We start from the raw sequence: 19,335 nt of genomic DNA, 5'->3' as shown, positions 1-19,335 counted from the left end.
CGCCGCATCTTTAATGCAGCGGTGTGAAGAGCCGTGTAAGTCGTTGGGACAATGGGCTTTGTAAAACAGTCCCAAAGCTGGACAATCGGCAGCCGCCTTGCAGTCCGGCTCAGCGCCTTTCCCTGTGGCGAGGCAAGCCGGTTTCGAAACCAACCCTGCGAATGCTCCGACAGCTCGCCGTTCTCAGCGCCCTGTTAGCCGCGCTCGTGCAGGCGCCGGCCGTGTCGGCCTCTGCGCCCGCCGACGTCGCGCCGCGCCTCGATCGCGAGCTGCGCGACCGCGCCCGCGCCGCCGGCAGCTCGCGCGTCATCCTCCGCCTCGATCCGCGCGTCTCCCCCGCCGCCACCGACCTCGCGATTCGCCGGCTTCGCGGGCTGTCGGGACGCCGCCTGCTCTCTGTCGGCGGCCAGGTGGCGTACGTCCCCAACGCCGCGCTGCCGGCCCTGGCACGCCTCCCCGGTGTGCAGAGCGTCAGCCTCGATCGCCGCATCTACGGCACGCTCGAGCGCACCGGCGCGGCCGTCGGCGCCACGTGGGTACGCGAGCAGCTCGGTGTCGACGGCACCGGGATCGGCATCGCCATCATCGACTCCGGCGTCGCCAACTGGCACGACGATCTCGGCAGCCGCCGGGTCGCGCGCTTCGCCGATTTCGTGAATTTCCAGCCCGCCGCCTACGACGACTACGGCCACGGCACCCACGTCGCCGGGATCATCGCCGGCGACGGCCACGACTCCGAAGGGCGGCGCCGCGGCGTCGCCCCCGGCGCGACGCTGCTGGTCGAGAAAGTGCTCGACGCCAACGGCCAGGGCTACATCAGCAACGTCATCGCCGCCATCGATTACGCCATCGCGAACCGGGACACGCTCGGCATCCGCGTCATCAACCTCTCGGTCGCGGCCGGCGTGTACGAGTCATACGCCACCGACCCGCTCACCCTCGCGGCGAAACGCGCCGTCGACGCCGGGATCGTCGTCGTCTCGGCGGCGGGAAATCTCGGCCGCTCCGCCGAGGGCAGCGCGCAGCCCGGCGGCGTCGGCGCGCCGGCGAACGCGCCGTGGGTGATCGCCGTCGGGGCCTCGAGCCACAACGGCACCATCGGCCGGTCGGACGACATGGTCGCGGCGTTCAGCTCGCGCGGCCCGACGGCGATCGACCTGCAGGCGAAGCCGGACCTGGTCGCCCCTGGCGTCGGCATCGAATCGATCGCGGAGCCGGGCAGCACGCTGTGGAACACGAAGCCGGCGATGCGGCTCTGGGGGACGGTGCCCACGGCGGCGCAGCCCTACCTGTCGCTGAGCGGCACCAGCATGGCGGCGCCGGTGGTCAGCGCGACGATCGCGCTGATGCTGCAGGCCAATCCGGCGCTGACGCCGGAGCACGTCAAGGCGATCCTGCAGGTCACCGCCGAACCGCACGCCGAGTACGACGCGATGACGCAGGGGGCGGGATTCCTCGACGCGCGCGCCGCCGTCGAGATGGCGCAGGCGGTTGCGAGCGGCGCGGCGGTTCCGCGATACGCCGCGCCTGCCGTTCCGGCCGAGGCAGTCGACCGCGTTGCCGCCGACCGGATGGTCTGGAGCGCCGCCGAGGCGCCCGCAGACGTGCTCTGGCGCGCCCCGGCGGGCCGCCGTCCCCGCGTGCTGCCGGAGGAGGAGCCGCGATGAAGGCCCTCCCGCTCGCCGCGCGGATCTACGTCTGCTCGATCATCGGGCTCGGCGCCGGACTGCTCGCGGCGTTCTTCCCGAAGGAATTCCACCACAGCGCGTGGCTGTTCCTGGCGCTGCTGCTGTTGTCGTCGGTCACCTCGGTGTTCAAGGTGAACCTGCCGCTGGCGCGGCGGTCGTCGACGATGTCCGTGTCGTACGCGGTCGACTTCGCGGCGCTGCTGCTGCTTGGCCCGAACGAGACGATGCTGGTGGCGGCGGCGAGCGCCTTCAGCCAGTGCACGTTCCGCATCAAGGAGCGCAACCCGATCCACCGCACGCTCTTCAGCATGGCGTGCCTGATCGTCACGGTGCAGGCGGCGGGCGTGGCGTACAAGTGGCTCGGCGGATCGCCCGGGAACGTTTCGACGATCGACATCGCCAAGCCGCTGGTCGGCGCCGCGACGGTGTACTTCCTGTTCAACACCCTGACGGTCGCGACCGCCATCGCCTTGTCGGTGAAGCAGCCGCTGATGAAGGTGTGGAACGAGAATTTCCTGTGGAGCGCGCCGAGCTATTTCGTCGGCGCCGGCGCGGCCGCAGGCGTGTCGTACATCATGAGCCTGCAGCAGCAGCTGGTCACGCTGCTGCCGCTGCTCGCCGCGCCGCTCTATCTGACGTATCACACCTACAAGGTCTATCTCGGCCGCGTCGAGGACGAGCGCCGCCACACGCAGGAGATGGCGGACCTGCACCTGGCGACCATCGAGGCGCTGGCGCTCGCGATCGACGCGAAAGACCAGACCTCGCAGCTCCACATCCGCCGCGTGCAGCTCTATGCCGCCGCGCTGGCGCGCGGGCTCGGCATGAGCGAGAACGAGATTCAGGGCGTGAAGACCGCGGCGCTGCTGCACGACATCGGCAAGCTGGCGGTGCCCGAGCACATTCTCTCGAAGCCGGGGCCGCTCACGCCCGAGGAATTCCAGAAGATCCGCGCCCATCCGAAAGTCGGCGCCGACATCGTCAGCTCCGTCCCGTTCCCGTATCCGGTGGCGCCGCTGATCCTGAGCCACCACGAGCGCTGGGACGGCAAGGGATACCCGGCCGGGCTGAAGGGTGAAGAGATTCCGCTCGGCGCGCGCATCCTGTCGGTCGTCGACTACTTCGACGCGCTGATGGCGGAGCGTCCCTACCACAAGGCGATGACCTCGGAAGCGGCGCTGGCGCTGCTGCAGCAGGAGGCGGGCAAGGGGCTCGACCCGCAGGTCGTCGCGATGTTCACCGATCTGCTGCCGGCGCTGCAGCAGGAGGCGCGCACGCTCGACCAGAGCGTGCGGCGGGAGGAGCAGGAAGACGGCACGCCGGAAGCGCAGCCGGCGACCGGCCTGGCTCCCGAGGTGTCGAAGAAGAACGTCTTCGAGGACATCGCGCTGGCGCACCGCGAGATTTACGCGCTCTACGAGATCGCCCAGGCGATGGGCACCAGCCTGGGCGTCTCCGACACGATGGCGCTCATCTCGGCGAAGCTCACCAACCTGGTGCCGTTCGCGTGCGTCGCGCTGTTCCTCTACGACGAGGAAACGGAAACGCTGCGCTGCCGGTTTGCGACCGGCACCGACGCCGACGTCATTCAGCAGATCACCGTGCACAGCGGCGAAGGGCTCACCGGCTGGGTGGCGCGCAACCGCCGTCCGCTGGTCAACGCCCGGCCGAGCGCCGATCTCGACGCCGCGGGGCTGACCCAGCTGTCCACCAGCCTGCAATCGGCGCTGGTCTGCCCGCTGATGTTCAGCGAGCGCTTCATCGGTACTCTGTCCGTCTATCACACGGAGGCGGCGTTCTACCGGGACGATCACCGCCGGCTGCTCGACCGCGTGTCCGAACAGGCCGCCGCCGTCATCAACAACTCGATGCTGTTCGAGCAGACGCAGGAAGACTCGCTGACCGACCCGCTCACCGGGCTGCCCAACACGCGCTTCCTGTTCATGCACCTCACGCGCGAGCTGGCGCGCGCCGAGCGCTTGAAGGCCGAGGTCTCGCTGATGGTCATGGACCTCGACCACTTCAAGGAGATCAACGACAACCACGGCCACCACGTCGGCGACCGGGCGTTGTGCGAGGTGGCGCGCGTGCTGCGCGCCGCGATCCGCCCCTACGACATCTGCGTCCGCTACGCCGGCGACGAATTCATCGTCGTGCTGTCGGGCTGCAGCGCCGACGAGGCGGAGCACAAGCGCCAGGAGCTGCAGACGGCGATCGACGAGGTCTACTTCGAGGCGCGGCCGGGCAAGCGCCTGCAGCTCGGCATCTCGATCGGATCGGCGGTGTTTCCGCAGGACGGCGAATCGTACGAGGCGCTGCTCGCGACGGCAGACAGCCGCATGTATCAGGACAAGTCGGGGCGCAAGCGGCGCCCGCACCGGGATCATCCGGGCGGCCCGGCGGCCCCGGGCGGCGGCTATTCCGAGCTGACCGATCTGGACATCCAGCGCGCGGTCGCCGGGATTATCTAGCTACCGGCCACCGGCTACCAGCTACCAGTCTTCGGTCTTGATCTGCTCCCGCGGGACGCCGAGGCGCATCAACGCCTGCGGAATGTCGACCACCATCGACGGCGGGCCGCAGATGAACGCCATCGTCTTCGGCGTGGCGAGTTCGGCGAGGTGGCGATCGCCGGCGCGTCCGCGCGCGTGGCGCCAGTCCTGCGCGTCGCCGGTGAGCGTCAGGGTGAGCGCGAGCGTGCCGGCCTCGTCCAGCGCGCGCAGCTCGTCGAGATAGGCGAACTCCTCCGGCGTGCGCGCCGAGTACACCAGGGCCATCCCGCCCCGCCGCCCGCTGTTCACACACTCGAGGATCATCGATCGCAGCGGCGCGATGCCGGTGCCGCCGGCGATGAACAGCAGCGGGTGGTGCGGCGCCGTCTCCGGAACGAGGAAGCGGCCGGCGGCCCGGCTGACGACGAGCGGAATGCCCGGCTCGAGCTGCGACACCCGCGCCCCGAATCTGTTGCTGCCGTCCACTTTGACGAGGAACTCGACCCAGCCCGTCGCCGCGGTCTCGGAGGGAGCGGAGGCAATGGAGTACGGCGTACCCGGATCGTCCGGCTGCACGGCAATCGACGCCGACTGCCCGGCGCGGTACGAGAACGCGGCGCCGTCGAGTGCCACACGCACGATCCGCGTCGTGGGGGTGGCGAGGAAATTCGACTGCAGCCGCACGGTCGCTTCGGTCAGGGGACGATTGTGAGTTCCGACTTGACGCCGCGCGCGCCCCGCACCTTGCGCGCAGCGGCGATCGCCGCGTCGGCGTCCGACTGCGATTTCACGGTGCCGCTGATCGTGACGACGCCGCGGGAGACGCGGGCGTCGAGCCGCTGCGGCCCGACGCGCGGATCGTTGAGCAGGGCGATCTTCACGCGCGTCGCGATCGTCTGATCGTCGCGCGTGCCGCTCGTCGCCGCGCCGCAGCCGGCGAGCAGGACGACGAGCAGCAGGACCTCACATGCCCGTGCCATGGAAGCCGCCGTCGACCATGAGGACCTCCGCCGTCACCGCGCGGCCGGCGTCGGTCAGCAGGAACATCGCGGCGGCGGCGACCTCGGAGGTGTCGACCGTGCGCCTGAGCGGCGCCCGATCGCGGTAGACCTGGAGGATCGTCGAGAAACCGCCGATCCCGGAGGCGGCGAGCGTCTTGATCGGCCCCGCCGAGACGGCGTTGACGCGGATGTTCTTCGGACCGAGGTCGGCGGCGAGATACCGCACCGTCGACTCGAGCGCGGCCTTGGCGACGCCCATCACGTTGTAGTTCGGGAACACGCGGTCGCTGCCGAGATAGGTGAAGGTCAGGATGCTGCCGCCGCCGCGCTTCTCCATCAACGGCAGCGCGCCGCGCGCCAGCGCGATGAGCGAGTAGGCGCTGACGTCCAGCGCCATGCGGAACCCCTCGCGCGTCGTCTGCACGAACGGATTCGACAGCTCCTCGCGCGGCGCGTACGCGGCGCCGTGCACGACGAAGTCGAGGCCGCCGAACGAGCGGTCGATCTCCTCGAACACGCCGGCGATCTGGCCGTCGTCGGTGACGTCGAGCGGGAGGATGAGCGGATCGGCGAGGCCGGCGGAGAGATCGCGGACGTTCTCCTCGAGACGCTCCCCCTGGTAGGTCAGCGCCAGCCGCGCGCCGGCGCCGGCCGCCGCCTGCGCCACCGCCCACGCGATCGAGCGCTTGTTGGCCACGCCGACAATCAGGCCTGTTTTTCCGGACAGAGAAGACATCAACGAGAAGGTATCAGCTTCCGGCGGAAAGCGGGAAGCCGGCCGCGAGTCGCAGCGGACCGCCGGTGGCGGTCTATCGTCCGCGCTTGCGCGGGCCGCCGGGCCGGGACTGTCCGCTGCCGCCGCCGCGCCCGAAGCCCTGGTTGGGACCACGGCCCGATCCGCCGCCGCGATGCGGCCCGCGGCCGAAGCGATGACCGGCGTTGCCGTTGCCGTTCCCGCTGCCGCCGGCTCCCCGTCCGCGGAAGCCGCCGCGCGCGTTGTTGTTCTGCCGGATGGTGAACTCGGGCGCCTGGCGCTCGATCTTGAATCCTTCCGGGCGAGGCAGCTGCGCGCGGATCAGCGGCCGGTGCATCGAGGCTTCGTCGGGCTCGGGCGGCAGCAGGCGCGCCTGACTGTCGTCGTCCTCGGGCAGGTCGGCGTCGCCGAGAACAGCGGGAACGGGGGACTCGGGCGAGTTGTCGGAATCGGTCATGTCGTCGGGCTCCACGAAGTGTTCGGGCTCACGATGTGGTGCCGCGCCCCGCGGCCTCGCGCCGGGCTCCTCGATGCCGGCGAGAACTTCCTTGTAGAGAGCGCCGGTCGACTGCGGCTTTCGGCGCCGCGGCGCCTGGCCGCCCTTGTAGACGTGTTCGGCGTCGCACGTCGTGCAGCGCGTCTGCTTGACGTCTTCCTCGATCATCGCGACGACGGCGTGATTGGTCACGCGCCGCTCGCGCGGACAGTAGTCGTCCAGAATGTCACCGAGACGCAGCCGGCGCTGCTCCATTACTCTACTTCCCCCGAATTGTTCCTGAAGGTGGGCTGGGATAGACGCGTTGCAGGTACCTAGAGTCTAGCAGACGCGCCCCCCAGAGCGCAACCGTGCGACGATTAACTCCTATGGCTGCCGGGGGTTGCGGCCCGCAGCCGCGCCCGTTCGAGCGGCGTCGATCCAGGCGAGCGCGCGCTCCAGCACCGGATCCCGCTCCTCCAGCAGGGCCGCCCGCGTCAGCGCCACCGGCTCGTCGGGGACGACGCCGCGTCCCTCCACCCGCACGCCCGTGCCGGTGACGAAATCCCCCCACGCGTGGATCAGCACGTCGCCGTTCGGCAGCTTGTCGAACAACGCCGGCAGGGCGCGGCCCATCGACGTCTGGCCGAACACGCGGGCGCGCCCGAGCGACTGCATGCCGCCGCTGAAGCACTCCGACGCGCTGCCGGTCAGACCGTCGACGAGGATCGCGAGCGGCCCGCCGTATGGCTCGACGCGCCGTCCGGCCGCGCTGACCAGCCGCGGGTTGGCGTTGAACCGGAGCGGCTGCGCCGTGTCTTTCGTCGTCATCACGCCGAGCGTGGCGCGTTCGGCGAGGAAGTGGCCGGCGAGCCCCATGATCATCCCGGCGAGCCCCCCGGGGTTGCCGCGGAGATCGATCACGATGCCGTCCGCCGACCGAAACCTGTCGACGGCAATCTGGAAATCGCGATCGACCGCGGTCATCCAGACGTTGAATCCGATCACGCCGGCCTTGCCGCCGCGCGGCGTCGACGCCTCCGACGAGGTGACGCGGACGTACATCGTCGGCAGGCTGCCGACCGTCACGGGTTCGCCCGTATCGAAGCGGCGGGTGATGGTCTTCTTCACCGGCGCGCCGGAGCCGTCGAGGAACGTGATCTCGACCGGCGCACTGGCCGGCCCCCGCAGCCGCGTCACCGCGAGGCGCCAGGCTTCCACCTGGGCGACCTGCGGCGAGGTGGACTCCGTGATCGTCTGAAGCATGCCCGCGGTGTCGATGCCGCCGATCGACTGCACGATCCAGCCGCGCTTCACGCCTGCGGCCGCCGCGTCGCGATCCACGTCGGTGACGACGATCTGCTTCTCGATCAGACGGATGTCGAACCCGGGATGCCCGCTGAGATTGGTGCGATCGCCGGGTGAATCGGGCGTGCTCGGGATCACCGCGAAATGCGACAGGCCGAGCCGGCCGAGCATGTCGGCGAGCACGGCGCGAAGCTCGCCGGCGGTCCTGGCGCTCCTGGCCCTGGGACGCAGCTCCTCGCCGACGCGATCCCAGTTGGCGCGATCGAATTTCGGATCGAAATGGCTGTCGCGCACGATGGTCCACACGGCGTCGAAGGTCTCCGCGGCCTTGTAGACCTCGGCCGAGACGGCGCGCCAGCCGAGGACGAGCGCGACGATCAGCGAGGATGCTGCGACGCGCCGCACTGTCACTTGATCAGCGCCTTGATGGCGTCCGGCGGGGTGAACGCCGCCGGATCGACCTTGTCGAACTCGACGGACGTCACGGTGATCGTCTGCTCGACCCCCATCACCTTCTGACTCTGCGCGGTCGCGACGAGCAGGTTGCCGAACTTCTTGTAGCCGCCGGTCACGGTGGTGACGGTCATCGTGCCCATCGCCGTTTCGCGGGTGTTGATGCTGCCGGCGCGGAGGCCGGTGGACGCGTCGTAGAAATCGTAATCCTCGCTGCCGTCGATGCGCTGCAGCTGGACCTTGTAGCACGGCCGGCCGTCGAACGTCGTCTTCTCGACGGTCTTGATCGAGGGATACTTCTTCGGATCGCGCAGCTCGCTGTAGAAATCCGCATCGAGCTTCGCCTGCGTCAGCTCCTTGTTGACCTTCAGCATCGGGCCGGTCATGGGTGTGAGCGACCAGGCGTGCGAGCCGTCGAAACCTTCCATGATGTCGCCGATGCCGGCGACCGACGTCTTGACGATGACGCGATCGGGGTTGGCGGCGGCGGAGATCTCGATCGGACCGGAGATGCCGGACGCCGGCACGCTCAGCGTCCCCTTCACCTGCAGCGACGTGTGGCTGAGCACGGCCTCGCGTCCGCCGATCTCCTTGATGTGCCGGTTGACGATCTCGCGGCCATCGGGCAGCGCGGCGGCGGCCGGCTCCGGTTTCTGGGCGGGCGCCTGAACGTAGAACGGCGCGGCGAACAGCACCGCAAGAGCGGCAGAACGAAGAATCATGCAGGAACTCCTGAGCAGGCGGGGAAGCTGTCTCAGTGTAGCGCATTCCGCGCCTGGCGGGCCGGGCGCCAGCACAGGCGGAGGGCTATACTGACGGCATGCTGAAGGGGTCGAAACCGGCGATCGTTCAGAAGATCCAGCCCATCAGCATCCACGGGCAGATTTCCCTCGACGTGTATTACACCGACCCCGACGACCCGCAGGGGCAGGTCCGCATCGCCCGCGTCGGCAAGGAGTCGATTCCGCGCAGCCTGGAGGCAGGCGATCGCGTCGATCTCCATTACGTCGTCGGCGTCGTCACCCACATCACCAAAACGTAATCAGCGGCGGCGCGCCCGGACGAGGACGTCGAGCGTGTCGGGACGCGGATTCCAGAACGACAACCGGATCCGGCCGTCGCTCTCCTGCGTGATCGCTGCAGGGATGGAGCTGGTCGTCAGATACCAGCCGGCCGGCAGCACCATGTCGTTGCGCGGACGGCCGAAGCTGCGATGCCACATCAGTTGTCCGTCGACGAGCGCGTAGCGCGCCGGGTCCGTGTAGGTTTCCGAGATCCGCAGCCGCACCGACGTGCCCTTCTTCACCGGTGGAAACGGAATGAGCACGACCTGGGTGTGCGGCTCGACGCGATCCGGGATGTCGATCTTCTCACGGGCGATGTCGGCGCCGGTCAGCGTGCGCGTCTTCAGCGCCTCGCCGGTGTCGAGGTTCTTCGCGGAGGGATCCGACACGGTGCTGCCGGCGCGCACCACGTTCACGTACTGGTGCTCGCCTTCTCGGGCGGCAGTGTAGTCGTGATAGAGCGCGAACGCGTGCGTTTCGGGTTCCTTCAGGAAGTAGACGATCGTGCGGTCCTGGATGGCGCGCTCGGCGACGCGAATCTGGTTCATCGGCAATTCGCGTGGCGGCGCATCGGCGATCGGTGGCGTCGGCGGCGGTGTTGACGGAGCGACGGAGGGCGCCGGCCGTCCGGTCATACGCCGCGCTCTGATGTACATGCTGAACCTGCGTGTCTGCATGAAGCTCGCGGCAATGCGCCCGTCCGCCTGTTCGAGCACCTGCACGGGCATGTCCGACGCCAGGATCTCGTACCCCGCGGGCAGAACGATGGCGCCGCGCGGCGGCAGATCAGTTCGATGGAACTCGAGCGCGTCGCCCGAGCTGTGGTACTCCGAAGGGTTGGCGTAACTCGCCTGCAGACGCACCCGCGCCTCCCCACCTTCGGGGACGGCGCGTTTCAGGAGCACGCTGACCGCACCCTTGACCTTCTGTTCGACTTTCAACGCATCGCCGGTGGCGAGATCGGTTGCCACGATATCGGTGAGCTCCTGCCCGACGCGGATCACATCGGAGAAAGACGTCGCGCCCGCCTTGCTGATGGTCGCGTCGAGCGTGACGCGGACGCGAGCGGTCTGCGGTGCGAGCAGTTCGTAACGGACGTACGAGTCGAGGTTCTGTGCCGACGCCGATCCGGCGGCGAACAGACACACGGCGGTGAGCGCAAGAGAGCGGGGCATCACTTCAACGCGCGTCCTTTCGTTTCGGGGATCCAGATCCACATCACCGCGGCGAGCACGAACGCCGCGGAGCACACCAGCAGGGCCTGGCCGAAGCCGCGGGTATCGGCGAGGGTGCCGACGAGATACGGCGCCGCGGCGCTGACGAGACGGCCGATGTTGTAGGTAAAGCCCTGTGCGGTGGCGCGGATCGATGTCGGGTAGATCTCGGCGGTCACGGCTCCGAAGCCGGAGAAGTACCCGGTCGCGGCAAAGGCGACGCAGGGACCGAGCACGAGCAGCAGCGTCGGATTGCGCACCGTGACGTAGACGGCGAGCAGCACCGCCGCGGTGAGCAGATACATCACGTACGCGGTCTTGCGTCCGATCCGATCGCTGATCACGCCGTAGGTGACGTAGCCCACCCACATCCCGGCCTGCATCACGAACAGGTAACCGGTCGTCGCTGCGCCGGTGAGCGCCGCGCCCCCCTGGGCGACGGGAGATTTCAGGTAGCTGGGCAGCCACAGGTTGAACCCCCACCAGGCGAACAGCGTGCAGGTGTTCATCAGCGTGAGGATCACCGTCAGGCCGCCGATGCCGCTCGTGAAGATCGCGCCGATCGCGGGAGCCGCGGTCTTCGCGCGCGACGCCGCCGTCCAGATCGCCGGCTCCGTCACCCGCCGCTGCACCCAGAGGGTGAAGAATGCGGGCAGGATGCCGAGGAAGAAGACGGCGCGCCAGCCGAAGCGCGGCTGCACGTAGCCGCTCACCAGCACCGCCGCGGCATAGCCGATCGCCCAGCCGCTCTGCATGAAACCGAGCGCCCGGCCGCGGCTGTGCGACGGCCAGGATTCGGAGACGAGCGCCGCGCCGCTGGTCCACACCCCGCCCATCCCGAACCCGAGGAAGATGCGGAACAGGACGAACTGCCAGAGACTGGTCGCGAAGCCGCAGGCGAACGTGAAGACGGAGTAGAGCGCGACGCTCAGCATCAGGCCGCGCGTGCGGCCGAAGCGATCGGCGATCCAGCCGAAGCCGACGCCGCCGACCGCGGCGGCGACGAGCATCACCGAGCCGAGAACGCCGCCTTCCGCCTTGGTCAGTCCGAGGTCGGCGCTGACCGCTGGCAGCACGAGGGCGAACAGCATGACGTCGAAGGCGTCGAGCATCCACCCGAGCATGCCGGCGATCAACGCCCGCCGCGCCGCCGTATCCGCCTCGCGCCACCACTTCACAGCCAGGCTCCGACTGGCGACACCGTGACGCCGCGCCGTTCGAGCGCGTCGTGGATGCGCTGGGCGAGCTCCGCCGCGCCGGGCGTATCGCCGTGCACGCAGATGGTGTCGACATGCAGCGGAACCTCCGCCCCGGCGGGCGTCAGAACGATCCCGTCGAGCGCCATCCTGACTGCCCGGGAAACGACGGCGTCGACGTCGTGGATGACGGCGCCGCTGCGCGACCGCGGGGTGAGCGATCCGTCGGGCTCGTAGGCGCGATCGGCGAACCCTTCTCCCGCGGTGCGGAGTCCGGCGGCGCGGCCGGCCTCGAGGATCGGCGAGTTCGGCAGTCCGAACAGGATGAGCGAGCGATCGACGGCGGCGATGGCACGCGCGATCGCGTCGGAGAGCGCCCGATCGCGCGCCGCCATGTTGTAGAGCGCCCCGTGCGGCTTCACGTGCTGCAGGCCAACCCCTTCGGCGCGGGCGATTGCGGCCAGCGCGCCGATCTGCGCGATGAGCGACGCCTCCAGCTCGGCGGGATCGACGGTCATCTCGCGGCGTCCGAAGCCCTGGAGATCGGCGAATCCTGGATGGGCGCCAATCGCGACGTTCGCCGCGCTCGCGAGCCGGACGGTGCGGCGCATGACCAGCGGGTCGCCGGCGTGCGCGCCGCAGGCGACGTTCGCCGACGTGATGTGCGGCATCACGCGATCGTCGGCCCCCATGGTCCAGAGGCCGAACGACTCGCCCATGTCGCAATTGAGGTCGATTCTCATCCGAGGGGCTTCGCCTGTCACATGCGGAGTACCGCGGCGATCGTGACGATGCCGTCGAAAAGCGCGCCGAGGCGAAGGTTCTCGTTCTCCTCGTGCTGGTTGTTGTCGAAGTTCACGATCGGCACGAGCAGCGCGGGAAATCCCAGCGCTTCGATGAAGGGGGCGATCGGCACGCTGCCCCCGAGCGTGCGCAACTGCACGGGCGGCGATCCGAAGGTGCGCGTCATCGACGCGAGCACCGCACGGGCCTCGGGATCCGACGTCGGCGTCCGGAACGCGTTCATCACCGGCCCGGTCAGGGTCAATCGCGCCAGCTTGCCGTACTTCGCCCGCGCGGCGGCGTCGGGCTCGCCATCCACGAGATGGAAACCCTGCTGCTCGATGTGCCGGCGCAGCTTGGCGATCAGGTCGTCGGCCGGCGTTTCCTTCACGAGACGGAGATCGATCGCCGCGGTGGCGCGATCCGGCACGATGGTTCGCGCGCCCGCGCCGACGAACGCGCTGGCGAGGCCGCGGACGTTCAGCGTCGGATGCTGCAGCGCATCCTGGAGCCTGGGATAGGCACGCTCCGGGGCGGCGACGCCGAACGTCTCGAGCATGCGCGGGCCGTCTTCCGGCACCGCGTCCAGCATGGCGCGCTCCTCCGCGGTGAGCGGCGCGACGGCGTCGTAGTAGCCCGCCACCCGCACCCGCCCGTCGTCGTCTTTCAGCGTCGCCAGCAGCGCGGACAGGCGCATCGCGGGATTCGGAATCCAGTTCCCGTAGTTGCCGCTGTGCACGCCGCTCTTCGGGCCGAACACGGTCAGATCGAGCGTCGCCACGCCGCGCGCGCCGTAGACGAGCGTCGGACGGCCGCTCGAGTGCGCCGGACCGTCGAGGATGACCATCACGTCGGCGCGCAGCCTGTCGCGGTAGCGCGCGATCGCCGGTACGAGGCTCGGCGAGCTGGCCTCCTCTTCGCCGTCGAGGATGACGCGTACGTTCGCGGTGGGCGCGAGGCCCGCCGCCTTCAGCGCGTCCAGTGCCGCCAGCAATGCGACGATCGGCGACTTGTCGTCGGACGCCGAGCGCGCATAGATGCGCGCGTCGCGCCCTTCACCGCGGATCACCGGCGTGAACGGATCCGGCTGGTTCCATTTCGACGGATCCACCGGCTGCCCGTCGTAGTGGCAGTAGAAGAGCACCGTGCGCGCGGCGCCGGGCGTGTCGAGCGCCCCGTAGACGAGCGGGTTCCCGCCGGTTTCGAGGATCTCCCCTTTCAGTCCGTGGCGCGTCAGCAGTGCGCGCAGGTGTTCCGCGTTGCGCCGGATGTTGGGCCGATCGGCGGCGACATTCGGGATGGCGAGCAGCTCGAGCAGCTCGGCGACGATCTGCTTCTCGTGTCCCGCCACATAGTCCGTCACACCGCGCCGGAGATCCGCCGGCTGCAGCGCGAGCGCCAGTGAGAGTACGCCAGTCGCAACTATCCGCATCTATCGGACCTCGCACACCGGACGCCGGACGCCGGGCTCAAAACTCGATCAACACGCCCACCGACGGCACGATCGGCAGCATCGAATCGAACGGCCTGCCGGTCGCGCGCGTCGCCGTGTTCACGCCGGGAGGATCGAAGCGCACGTTGTCGCGGTTCATGACGTTGATCACCTCGGCAAACAGCGTCAGGCGGTGCCGCGACCACGTGAACGTCCGGTTCGCGCGCAGATCGAGCCGGGCGTACGCCGGCAGCCGCGCCGTGTTGCGCCGGTCGCTGACGACGTACCTGCCGTCCTGCTCGGCATAGTAGCCAGTGATCGGGAAGTTGCTGCCGACGCGGAGCTTCGCGACGAAGCTCGCCCGGTCGGAGTGGCGATACATGGCATAGGCGTTCACGGTATGCCGCTGATCCGAATCACCCCAGAAGCTCTCGCCCGACACGGTATCGCGGTAGCGGTTCTTCGCGAATGCGTACGACAGCCAGCCCGAGATGCCGCGGCCGGGCGCGGACCGCTGCAGCGAGAGTTCGACGCCCCGCGCGAACCCGTCCAGGCGATTGTCGTAGCGCGCGTCCGCTGCGCCGCGGACGACGCGCGTGCCGCTGACGCGAGTCTCGGATCCGGGCCGCCGCAGCATGCCGCGTTCCTCGCGGTCGTAGAGCGTCACGGAGACGCGGAGGTCGTCGGCGAGGCGCTGTTCGATCCCGGCGTCGAACTGCAGGGCCCGTTCCGGGCGAAGGCCCGGCCCGGCGGAGATCCCGAGGACGTTCTCGAAGTCCGCGAACTGCACGTACCGGCCGGCACTCGCGCGGAGGCGCAGCGTGCGGCTCGCGCGCCATTCCGACTGCAGCCACGGCGATGCGGAGGTCTGTGCCGTCAATCCCCAGCGATCCGCGCGAACGCCGGGCGCGAGCGTGAACGACGGCGACGGCGTCCATCGCGCGGACACGAATCCGCCCGTCATCAGTCCGTCCCCCGAATAGTCGTCGAGCTGCAGCAGCGACACGCGGTTGGCGGCGAGCCGCCGCCGGACGCGGCGGTTGTCGCGCCGCTCCGCCTGGGCGCCGGCGCTGAGTCCGACGTGCGGCGCGGCCTCGACCGTCAGGTCCGCGCGATACGCGAGCTGCCGGTCACGCCCGTCGTCCAGCTCGACGCCGCTGGTGTTCTCGTTGCGGAAGCGGTTGTCCGCCGCCAGGAGCCGCTGCCACAGCACGGCGCGCGCGGTGGTCACGCGCCAGCCGGCGACGCCGACGACGGAGGCGTTGCGCCCCACGTGGATGTCGTCGATCTCCCGCTGATCCGGATCGTTGGCGAACCGCGATCGCCCGGTGAGCGCGGTGAGATCGAGGTGGTGGCGCGGCGACACATCGTAGGCCAGCTTGGCCTGCGCGTCACTGAACCCGAAGCTGACGGCGCGCTCGGTCAGCCGATGCACGATCGCATCGAGATACGACTGCCGCGCCGAGACCAGCCACGATCCGCGCCGCGCGCCGAGCGGACCTTCCGCCACCGCGGACGCACTGGTGCCGCTGACCGCGACCCGGAAGATCCGCCGCTCGCGCGAGCCCTCGCGGAGCCGGAAGTCCACCTCGGCGCCGGTGTGGCCGGTGAAGTACTGCGGATACCCGCCGTTCAGGAGCGTGACGTCCTCGAGGACGTCGCTGTTGATCATCGCGACCGAGCCGGTGGGGCCGCGATCCTCGACGCCGCGCACCGCGTGCAGCAGGTAGGGCGTCGCGAAGCCGTCGACGGTGAAGGTGATGTGGCGGAAGTCGCTGCCGCGGACGGTGAACTCGCTTCGGAGGTCGTCACCGGTCGCCACGCCGGGGAGCACCTGCACGGCGCGCAGCGGATCGTCCGCCAGCACGCCGCGCAGGTTGAGCAGCTCGGCGCTCCCGATGATCGACGCCGAGGGCACGGGGTCGGGCGGGCCGCGGAAGACATCGGCGCCGACCGTGACCGTCTCGCTGTAGGCGGACGTCCCTTCGCTGAGGCGGATGATCAACGGAGCGGCCTCGCCGGCGCGGACCTCGCCGCGGAACACCGCATAGCCGACCACGGACGCCTGGAGACGGTGCGTTCCCGGCGCCAGCCCCTCGATCCGGAACCGCCCCTCGCGGTCGGTGAGCGCCGTGCCGCCGCCCTCCACGGCGACGCGCACGTGCTCGAGCGGCGCCCCGGTCCGCGCGTCCACCACCTGTCCGGCGAGCGACGCCAGAGCCGGCTCAGAGCCGGATTTGATCCCTTGCGGCGCGCCGCGGGACCCCATCGCGGCGGCCGCCGGAACGCTGAACGCCAGGGTCAGAAGCGCAGCAAGACAAAACTGTAATCGAACGTCCCAAAACTGTCGGTCCGCCCGGGGCGCCGTCCCTCGAAATGCTTGAAAAAACAGCGGTACGCCCCTTGCTCAATAGGAGGGTGCAGACGGCCTGAATATTTACGGCAGGGAGCCGTGAGTTGCTGGGGAGCCGGGTCGTTTGCAAATCCGTGGGGCGCCGAATTTCTTCGGCGCCCCTTTTTTTGTCCGGGGGAATATCGCGACGCGCAGGGTTACCGAGCACGTCGCGCTTCCCCCGGACCCCCTGGCTACGCTCCACTACGCTCGCGCTACGCCGCTCGCTCCGTTCCGCTCCGCCCGATTCCACTCTGCCCAACAGCGAGCGAAGCGAGCCCCCCTTCCACCCTGCCCGACAGCGAGCGAAGCGAGCCCCCTTCCACTCTGCCCGACGGGGAGCGAAGCGACTGTCCCTGTCCCTGCCCGACAGGGAGCGAAGCGACTACACCGAAGCTCCCTCCGGGTACTGCAGCGCCAGCCGCAGCTCCTTCGACAGCGAGTCGACGGTAGTCCCCGCGCGTTTCCACGCCCCCTCGGTCTCGAAGCGGAGATCGCCGATCCGCCGGCCCCACGGGGAGATGACGCGGCCGATGGCGCGGAAGTCCGTGCGGTCGGCGTGCTCCTGATCCAGGCGCCGGACGACGTCCGGCGCCACCCGGATGAACGCGCGCAGCGCGCTCGCCGACTTGATGCTGTACTTGCGGCCGGTCCACGCCGCGCCGAACACCTGCGCCACCTGCTTCAGGTAGTTGACGAAGAACTTCTTCGACTCCTCGCGGAACGCCTCGCCCTTCTTGCCCGGCCCGAACGCCTCCGACGCGAACAGCTTCTTCAGCTCCTGCGCCAGCGGCGCCTGCGCGACGCGCCCGCTGCCGACGCCGAGCAGCTTGATCTCGCCGTAGAGCGGTGAGTCTTCGCGATCGTTCAGCGCCCGCATCACGTCGTGCGCCGCCGCGAGGTTCTCGTCGCGGTACAACTGCCGTCCCGACAGCGACACCAGGTGCGAGGCGTTCAGCCGCGTGTGCTTCGCGTTGATGGTGACGAACATCTGGACGACGTGATCCTCGGGAAGGCGATCGAAGATGATCGCCGGCACGGTGAAGCTTTCGTCGCCGAACCGATCGATGTCGGCGTGCAGCGCGAGCAGCCGGTGCTGGCCGTCGATCGCGCGCAGGATCCCCTCGCGCTCCGGCACCTTCAGCGTGCCGAGCGGCGATCCGTTCTCGACCGGCTCGAACTTCAGCGTCTCGTCGCACGAGATGATCACGGCGCCGGCGATCGACGGTAGATCGCGCGCCTGCCGGCACTGCTCGTAGTACGCGACCAGCTCGTCGATCTTGCGGCGGATGATCGCGCGCTGATACGCCTTGTCGCTGGAGGCGATCCGCCGTTCGAGCAGGTCCCAGTTCACCTTCGACGGCGCCGCGCTCTTCTTGCGTCCGCCGCGGACCGGCTGCCCCTGTTCCCCGTAGTCGAGGACCTCGAACCGGACGAGCTTGTCGATGTCGTTGGCCGAGAGTGATGCCTGGTAGAACTGCACCCCGAACTGCTGCATCCGGATGGCGGCGACGCTGATCAATGGGCCTCCAGTAGCATGTTTATATTGTGTCGGCGCTAGAACATCAAGGCTAGAACCTTCTCGCTGAGCTTCCCGTGTAAACGCCGCCGCTGCACGTACTTATCCCACAGCCGCTGCTTCTGCGCCGCCAGCCAGATCATCGCCGCCCAGAACGCCGCCAGCGCCGCCCACGCCGCCGGCAGCGAAAACGCGCCGTGAAGCGGACGTGAAATCAGCCCGTAGACGAGCTCCACGTGCACCCAGTAGATGAACAGCGACGTGCGCCCGAGCAGTTGCAGCGGGCTCCACCGCCGCCCCGCCGTCGGCCGCTGTTCCCACAGCCAGGCAGCCCCGAGCGCCGCCACCATCAGACCCAGGCGCAGGAAGAAGAAGCTCGCCGAGGTCGTCCAGAAGCGCGATCGCGGGTCGAGCGGCGGCAGAAACGACGCTTCGTAGGCAATCCACGCGAGCGCCGCCCCCGTCAGCCCCAGGGCGACGTTGACCCGGCGATCCGCGGCCGCAGTGCCGGCGGCCTCGAGAATCACGCCGACGGCCGCCCCGGCCATCACGAACGCCACCCATGGAAAGAACGTGAAGTTGTTCAGACCCGGGATCGGCCGCAGATAGGCCTCGACGGGATCCGGCAGGACGGCGAGGGCGGCGATGTCGCGGATCGCCGGCGTCAGGAACACCAGCGCGATCGCCGCCGCCGTGTAAGCGGCGCCGCGGCGCACCGGACCGCGCGCCAGCGCCCACAGCGCCGCCGCCGCGATCATTGCCGGTCCCATGATGTTGAGGATGTCCACCTTCAGCATCGTCCAGGCCGGCGCAGTGAAACCGCCGAGGACGTAGGACTGCAGGCGGAAGAGGAAGGCGAGCGCGAAGATCTGCAGGCCGCGCTTCTGCACGGCGCGCGAGGCGGCCGCGGGATCGCCGCTGCGGCGCGCTTTCGATCCGGCGGACAGGACGACTCCGATGCCGGCGAGAAACAGGAACAGCGGCGCACCGAAGCCGCCGAGAATCAGCGACTGACCGAAGGCCCGCGAGCCGCGATCGGCGGCGCGCGTCCACGCGTCGATCACATGCGCCTCGATCATGATCAGCACGGCGATGCCGCGCAGGACGTCCAGGTAAGACCGCCGGGTGGCGGGGGACGTCATGGGGCCACGGAAAAGCGGCTCTCGAACGCGATGTCTTCCCGCATCGAGTGCCAGACCGAGCAGTATTTGTCGTGGGACAGATCGATGGCGCGCTGCACCTGGTCCTTCGGCACGGCGCCCGTGACCGTGAAGTCCAGCGTGACTGCCGTCACGCGATGCGGATTGTCCTGCGCCCGCTCCGCGACGACGGCGACGCGGAGCCCGCGCAGGTCGAGGCGCGCCTTGCGGAGGATGTGGACGAGGTCCATCCCCATGCAGCCGGCCAGCGCGAACACCAGCGCCTGTACGGGAGAGGGACCCGCCTCCCCCGCGCTATCGAGAACCATCGAGGCCGCGGCCGAGTGGCCGGCGAACACGAGGTCACGTTCCCACACGATCTCGACGGTCGTCGGAGCCTTCATCCGGACATTCTATTTCCGGCG

Annotated in this window: 17 protein-coding genes; 3 read left to right on the top strand and 14 right to left on the bottom strand. The window is 69.4% G+C overall.

Translation table 11 applies throughout. The features are described 5' to 3' along the window. Positions 1 to 161: 161 nt before the first annotated feature. Entirely contained in the window at positions 162 to 1,667 is a 1,506-nt protein-coding gene (locus tag VFK57_14835) for a S8 family peptidase (protein HET7696987.1), read from the top strand. Continuing rightward, complete coding sequence (locus VFK57_14830) at positions 1,664 to 4,159, top strand: HD domain-containing phosphohydrolase (GenBank protein HET7696986.1); 2,496 nt, start codon at positions 1,664 to 1,666, stop codon at positions 4,157 to 4,159. The genes VFK57_14835 and VFK57_14830 overlap by 4 nt, the downstream gene beginning before the upstream one ends. Positions 4,160 to 4,180: 21 nt before the next feature. Here VFK57_14830 and VFK57_14825 read toward each other — a convergent pair whose 3' ends face one another. The 6 genes from VFK57_14825 to VFK57_14800 form a co-directional block, all read right to left on the bottom strand. Beyond that, positions 4,181 to 4,864, bottom strand: a complete 684-nt coding sequence (locus VFK57_14825) for an FAD-dependent oxidoreductase (protein HET7696985.1) — start codon at positions 4,862 to 4,864, stop codon at positions 4,181 to 4,183. Positions 4,865 to 4,875: 11 nt separating this feature from the next. Then, on the bottom strand, positions 4,876 to 5,160 hold the full coding sequence (locus tag VFK57_14820; GenBank protein HET7696984.1) for a BON domain-containing protein: 285 nt from the start codon (positions 5,158 to 5,160) through the stop codon (positions 4,876 to 4,878). Then, positions 5,144 to 5,917 carry an enoyl-ACP reductase gene (locus VFK57_14815; GenBank protein HET7696983.1) on the bottom strand — a complete coding sequence of 258 codons (774 nt, stop codon included), beginning with the start codon at positions 5,915 to 5,917 and terminating at the stop codon, positions 5,144 to 5,146. Before VFK57_14815 ends, VFK57_14820 begins: the two co-directional genes overlap by 17 nt. A 73-nt stretch (positions 5,918 to 5,990) precedes the next feature. Then, positions 5,991 to 6,686 (bottom strand): hypothetical protein, encoded by a 696-nt coding sequence (locus VFK57_14810; protein HET7696982.1) that lies wholly within the window; start codon positions 6,684 to 6,686, stop codon positions 5,991 to 5,993. 111 nt (positions 6,687 to 6,797) lie between these two features. Then, positions 6,798 to 8,129: a S41 family peptidase gene (locus VFK57_14805; protein ID HET7696981.1), complete on the bottom strand. Its 1,332-nt coding sequence runs from the start codon at positions 8,127 to 8,129 to the stop codon at positions 6,798 to 6,800. After that, entirely contained in the window at positions 8,126 to 8,893 is a 768-nt protein-coding gene (locus VFK57_14800; protein HET7696980.1) for a hypothetical protein, read from the bottom strand. The genes VFK57_14805 and VFK57_14800 overlap by 4 nt, the downstream gene beginning before the upstream one ends. 98 nt (positions 8,894 to 8,991) lie before the next feature. Between VFK57_14800 and VFK57_14795 the strand changes: the two genes are divergently transcribed. After that, positions 8,992 to 9,213, top strand: coding sequence for a hypothetical protein (locus VFK57_14795; protein ID HET7696979.1), 222 nt, complete (start codon positions 8,992 to 8,994; stop codon positions 9,211 to 9,213). On the opposite strand, the gene VFK57_14790 is transcribed toward VFK57_14795, so the two are convergent. The 8 genes from VFK57_14790 to VFK57_14755 form a co-directional block, all read right to left on the bottom strand. Beyond that, the gene (locus VFK57_14790) at positions 9,214 to 10,410 is read right to left on the bottom strand and encodes a hypothetical protein (protein ID HET7696978.1); all 1,197 of its coding nucleotides are present in this window, start codon (positions 10,408 to 10,410) and stop codon (positions 9,214 to 9,216) included. Continuing rightward, entirely contained in the window at positions 10,410 to 11,627 is a 1,218-nt protein-coding gene (locus VFK57_14785) for an MFS transporter (protein HET7696977.1), read from the bottom strand. Before VFK57_14785 ends, VFK57_14790 begins: the two co-directional genes overlap by 1 nt. Then, the gene (locus tag VFK57_14780) at positions 11,624 to 12,388 is read right to left on the bottom strand and encodes a 5-oxoprolinase subunit PxpA (protein ID HET7696976.1); all 765 of its coding nucleotides are present in this window, start codon (positions 12,386 to 12,388) and stop codon (positions 11,624 to 11,626) included. The genes VFK57_14785 and VFK57_14780 overlap by 4 nt, the downstream gene beginning before the upstream one ends. Before the next feature lie 17 nt (positions 12,389 to 12,405). Then, positions 12,406 to 13,860, bottom strand: coding sequence for a M20/M25/M40 family metallo-hydrolase (locus tag VFK57_14775; GenBank protein ID HET7696975.1), 1,455 nt, complete (start codon positions 13,858 to 13,860; stop codon positions 12,406 to 12,408). Between the two features lie 37 nt (positions 13,861 to 13,897). Further along, complete coding sequence (locus VFK57_14770; GenBank protein HET7696974.1) at positions 13,898 to 16,129, bottom strand: TonB-dependent receptor; 2,232 nt, start codon at positions 16,127 to 16,129, stop codon at positions 13,898 to 13,900. Positions 16,130 to 16,637: 508 nt separating this feature from the next. Further along, positions 16,638 to 17,774 carry a DGQHR domain-containing protein gene (locus VFK57_14765; protein ID HET7696973.1) on the bottom strand — a complete coding sequence of 379 codons (1,137 nt, stop codon included), beginning with the start codon at positions 17,772 to 17,774 and terminating at the stop codon, positions 16,638 to 16,640. Positions 17,775 to 17,809: 35 nt separating this feature from the next. Continuing rightward, a complete protein-coding gene (locus VFK57_14760) occupies positions 17,810 to 18,913 on the bottom strand; it encodes a heparan-alpha-glucosaminide N-acetyltransferase domain-containing protein (protein HET7696972.1) in 1,104 nt (367 codons plus the stop codon). After that, on the bottom strand, positions 18,910 to 19,314 hold the full coding sequence (locus tag VFK57_14755; GenBank protein ID HET7696971.1) for an OsmC family protein: 405 nt from the start codon (positions 19,312 to 19,314) through the stop codon (positions 18,910 to 18,912). The genes VFK57_14760 and VFK57_14755 overlap by 4 nt, the downstream gene beginning before the upstream one ends. Positions 19,315 to 19,335: the final 21 nt, after the last annotated feature.

The organism is Vicinamibacterales bacterium, assembly GCA_035699745.1.
In the GTDB taxonomy this organism is placed as follows: domain Bacteria; phylum Acidobacteriota; class Vicinamibacteria; order Vicinamibacterales; family 2-12-FULL-66-21; genus JAICSD01.
Note: the sequence above shows the minus strand (reverse complement) of the source record. Positions and strands in the feature narration are given on the sequence as shown.

Bases quoted from the DNA above. Each gene is read 5' to 3' on its own strand.
- VFK57_14835 (HET7696987.1), top strand. From the start codon at position 162: ATGCTCCGACAGCTCGCCGTTCTCAGCGCCCTGTTAGCCGCGCTCGTG.
- VFK57_14830 (HET7696986.1), top strand. From the start codon at position 1,664: ATGAAGGCCCTCCCGCTCGCCGCGCGGATCTACGTCTGCTCGATCATC.
- VFK57_14820 (HET7696984.1), bottom strand. From the start codon at position 5,160: ATGGCACGGGCATGTGAGGTCCTGCTGCTCGTCGTCCTGCTCGCCGGC.
- VFK57_14815 (HET7696983.1), bottom strand. From the start codon at position 5,917: ATGTCTTCTCTGTCCGGAAAAACAGGCCTGATTGTCGGCGTGGCCAAC.
- VFK57_14810 (HET7696982.1), bottom strand. From the start codon at position 6,686: ATGGAGCAGCGCCGGCTGCGTCTCGGTGACATTCTGGACGACTACTGT.
- VFK57_14800 (HET7696980.1), bottom strand. From the start codon at position 8,893: ATGATTCTTCGTTCTGCCGCTCTTGCGGTGCTGTTCGCCGCGCCGTTC.
- VFK57_14795 (HET7696979.1), top strand. From the start codon at position 8,992: ATGCTGAAGGGGTCGAAACCGGCGATCGTTCAGAAGATCCAGCCCATC.
- VFK57_14790 (HET7696978.1), bottom strand. From the start codon at position 10,410: ATGCCCCGCTCTCTTGCGCTCACCGCCGTGTGTCTGTTCGCCGCCGGA.
- VFK57_14780 (HET7696976.1), bottom strand. From the start codon at position 12,388: ATGAGAATCGACCTCAATTGCGACATGGGCGAGTCGTTCGGCCTCTGG.
- VFK57_14775 (HET7696975.1), bottom strand. From the start codon at position 13,860: ATGCGGATAGTTGCGACTGGCGTACTCTCACTGGCGCTCGCGCTGCAG.
- VFK57_14770 (HET7696974.1), bottom strand. From the start codon at position 16,129: ATGGGGTCCCGCGGCGCGCCGCAAGGGATCAAATCCGGCTCTGAGCCG.
- VFK57_14760 (HET7696972.1), bottom strand. From the start codon at position 18,913: ATGACGTCCCCCGCCACCCGGCGGTCTTACCTGGACGTCCTGCGCGGC.
- VFK57_14755 (HET7696971.1), bottom strand. From the start codon at position 19,314: ATGAAGGCTCCGACGACCGTCGAGATCGTGTGGGAACGTGACCTCGTG.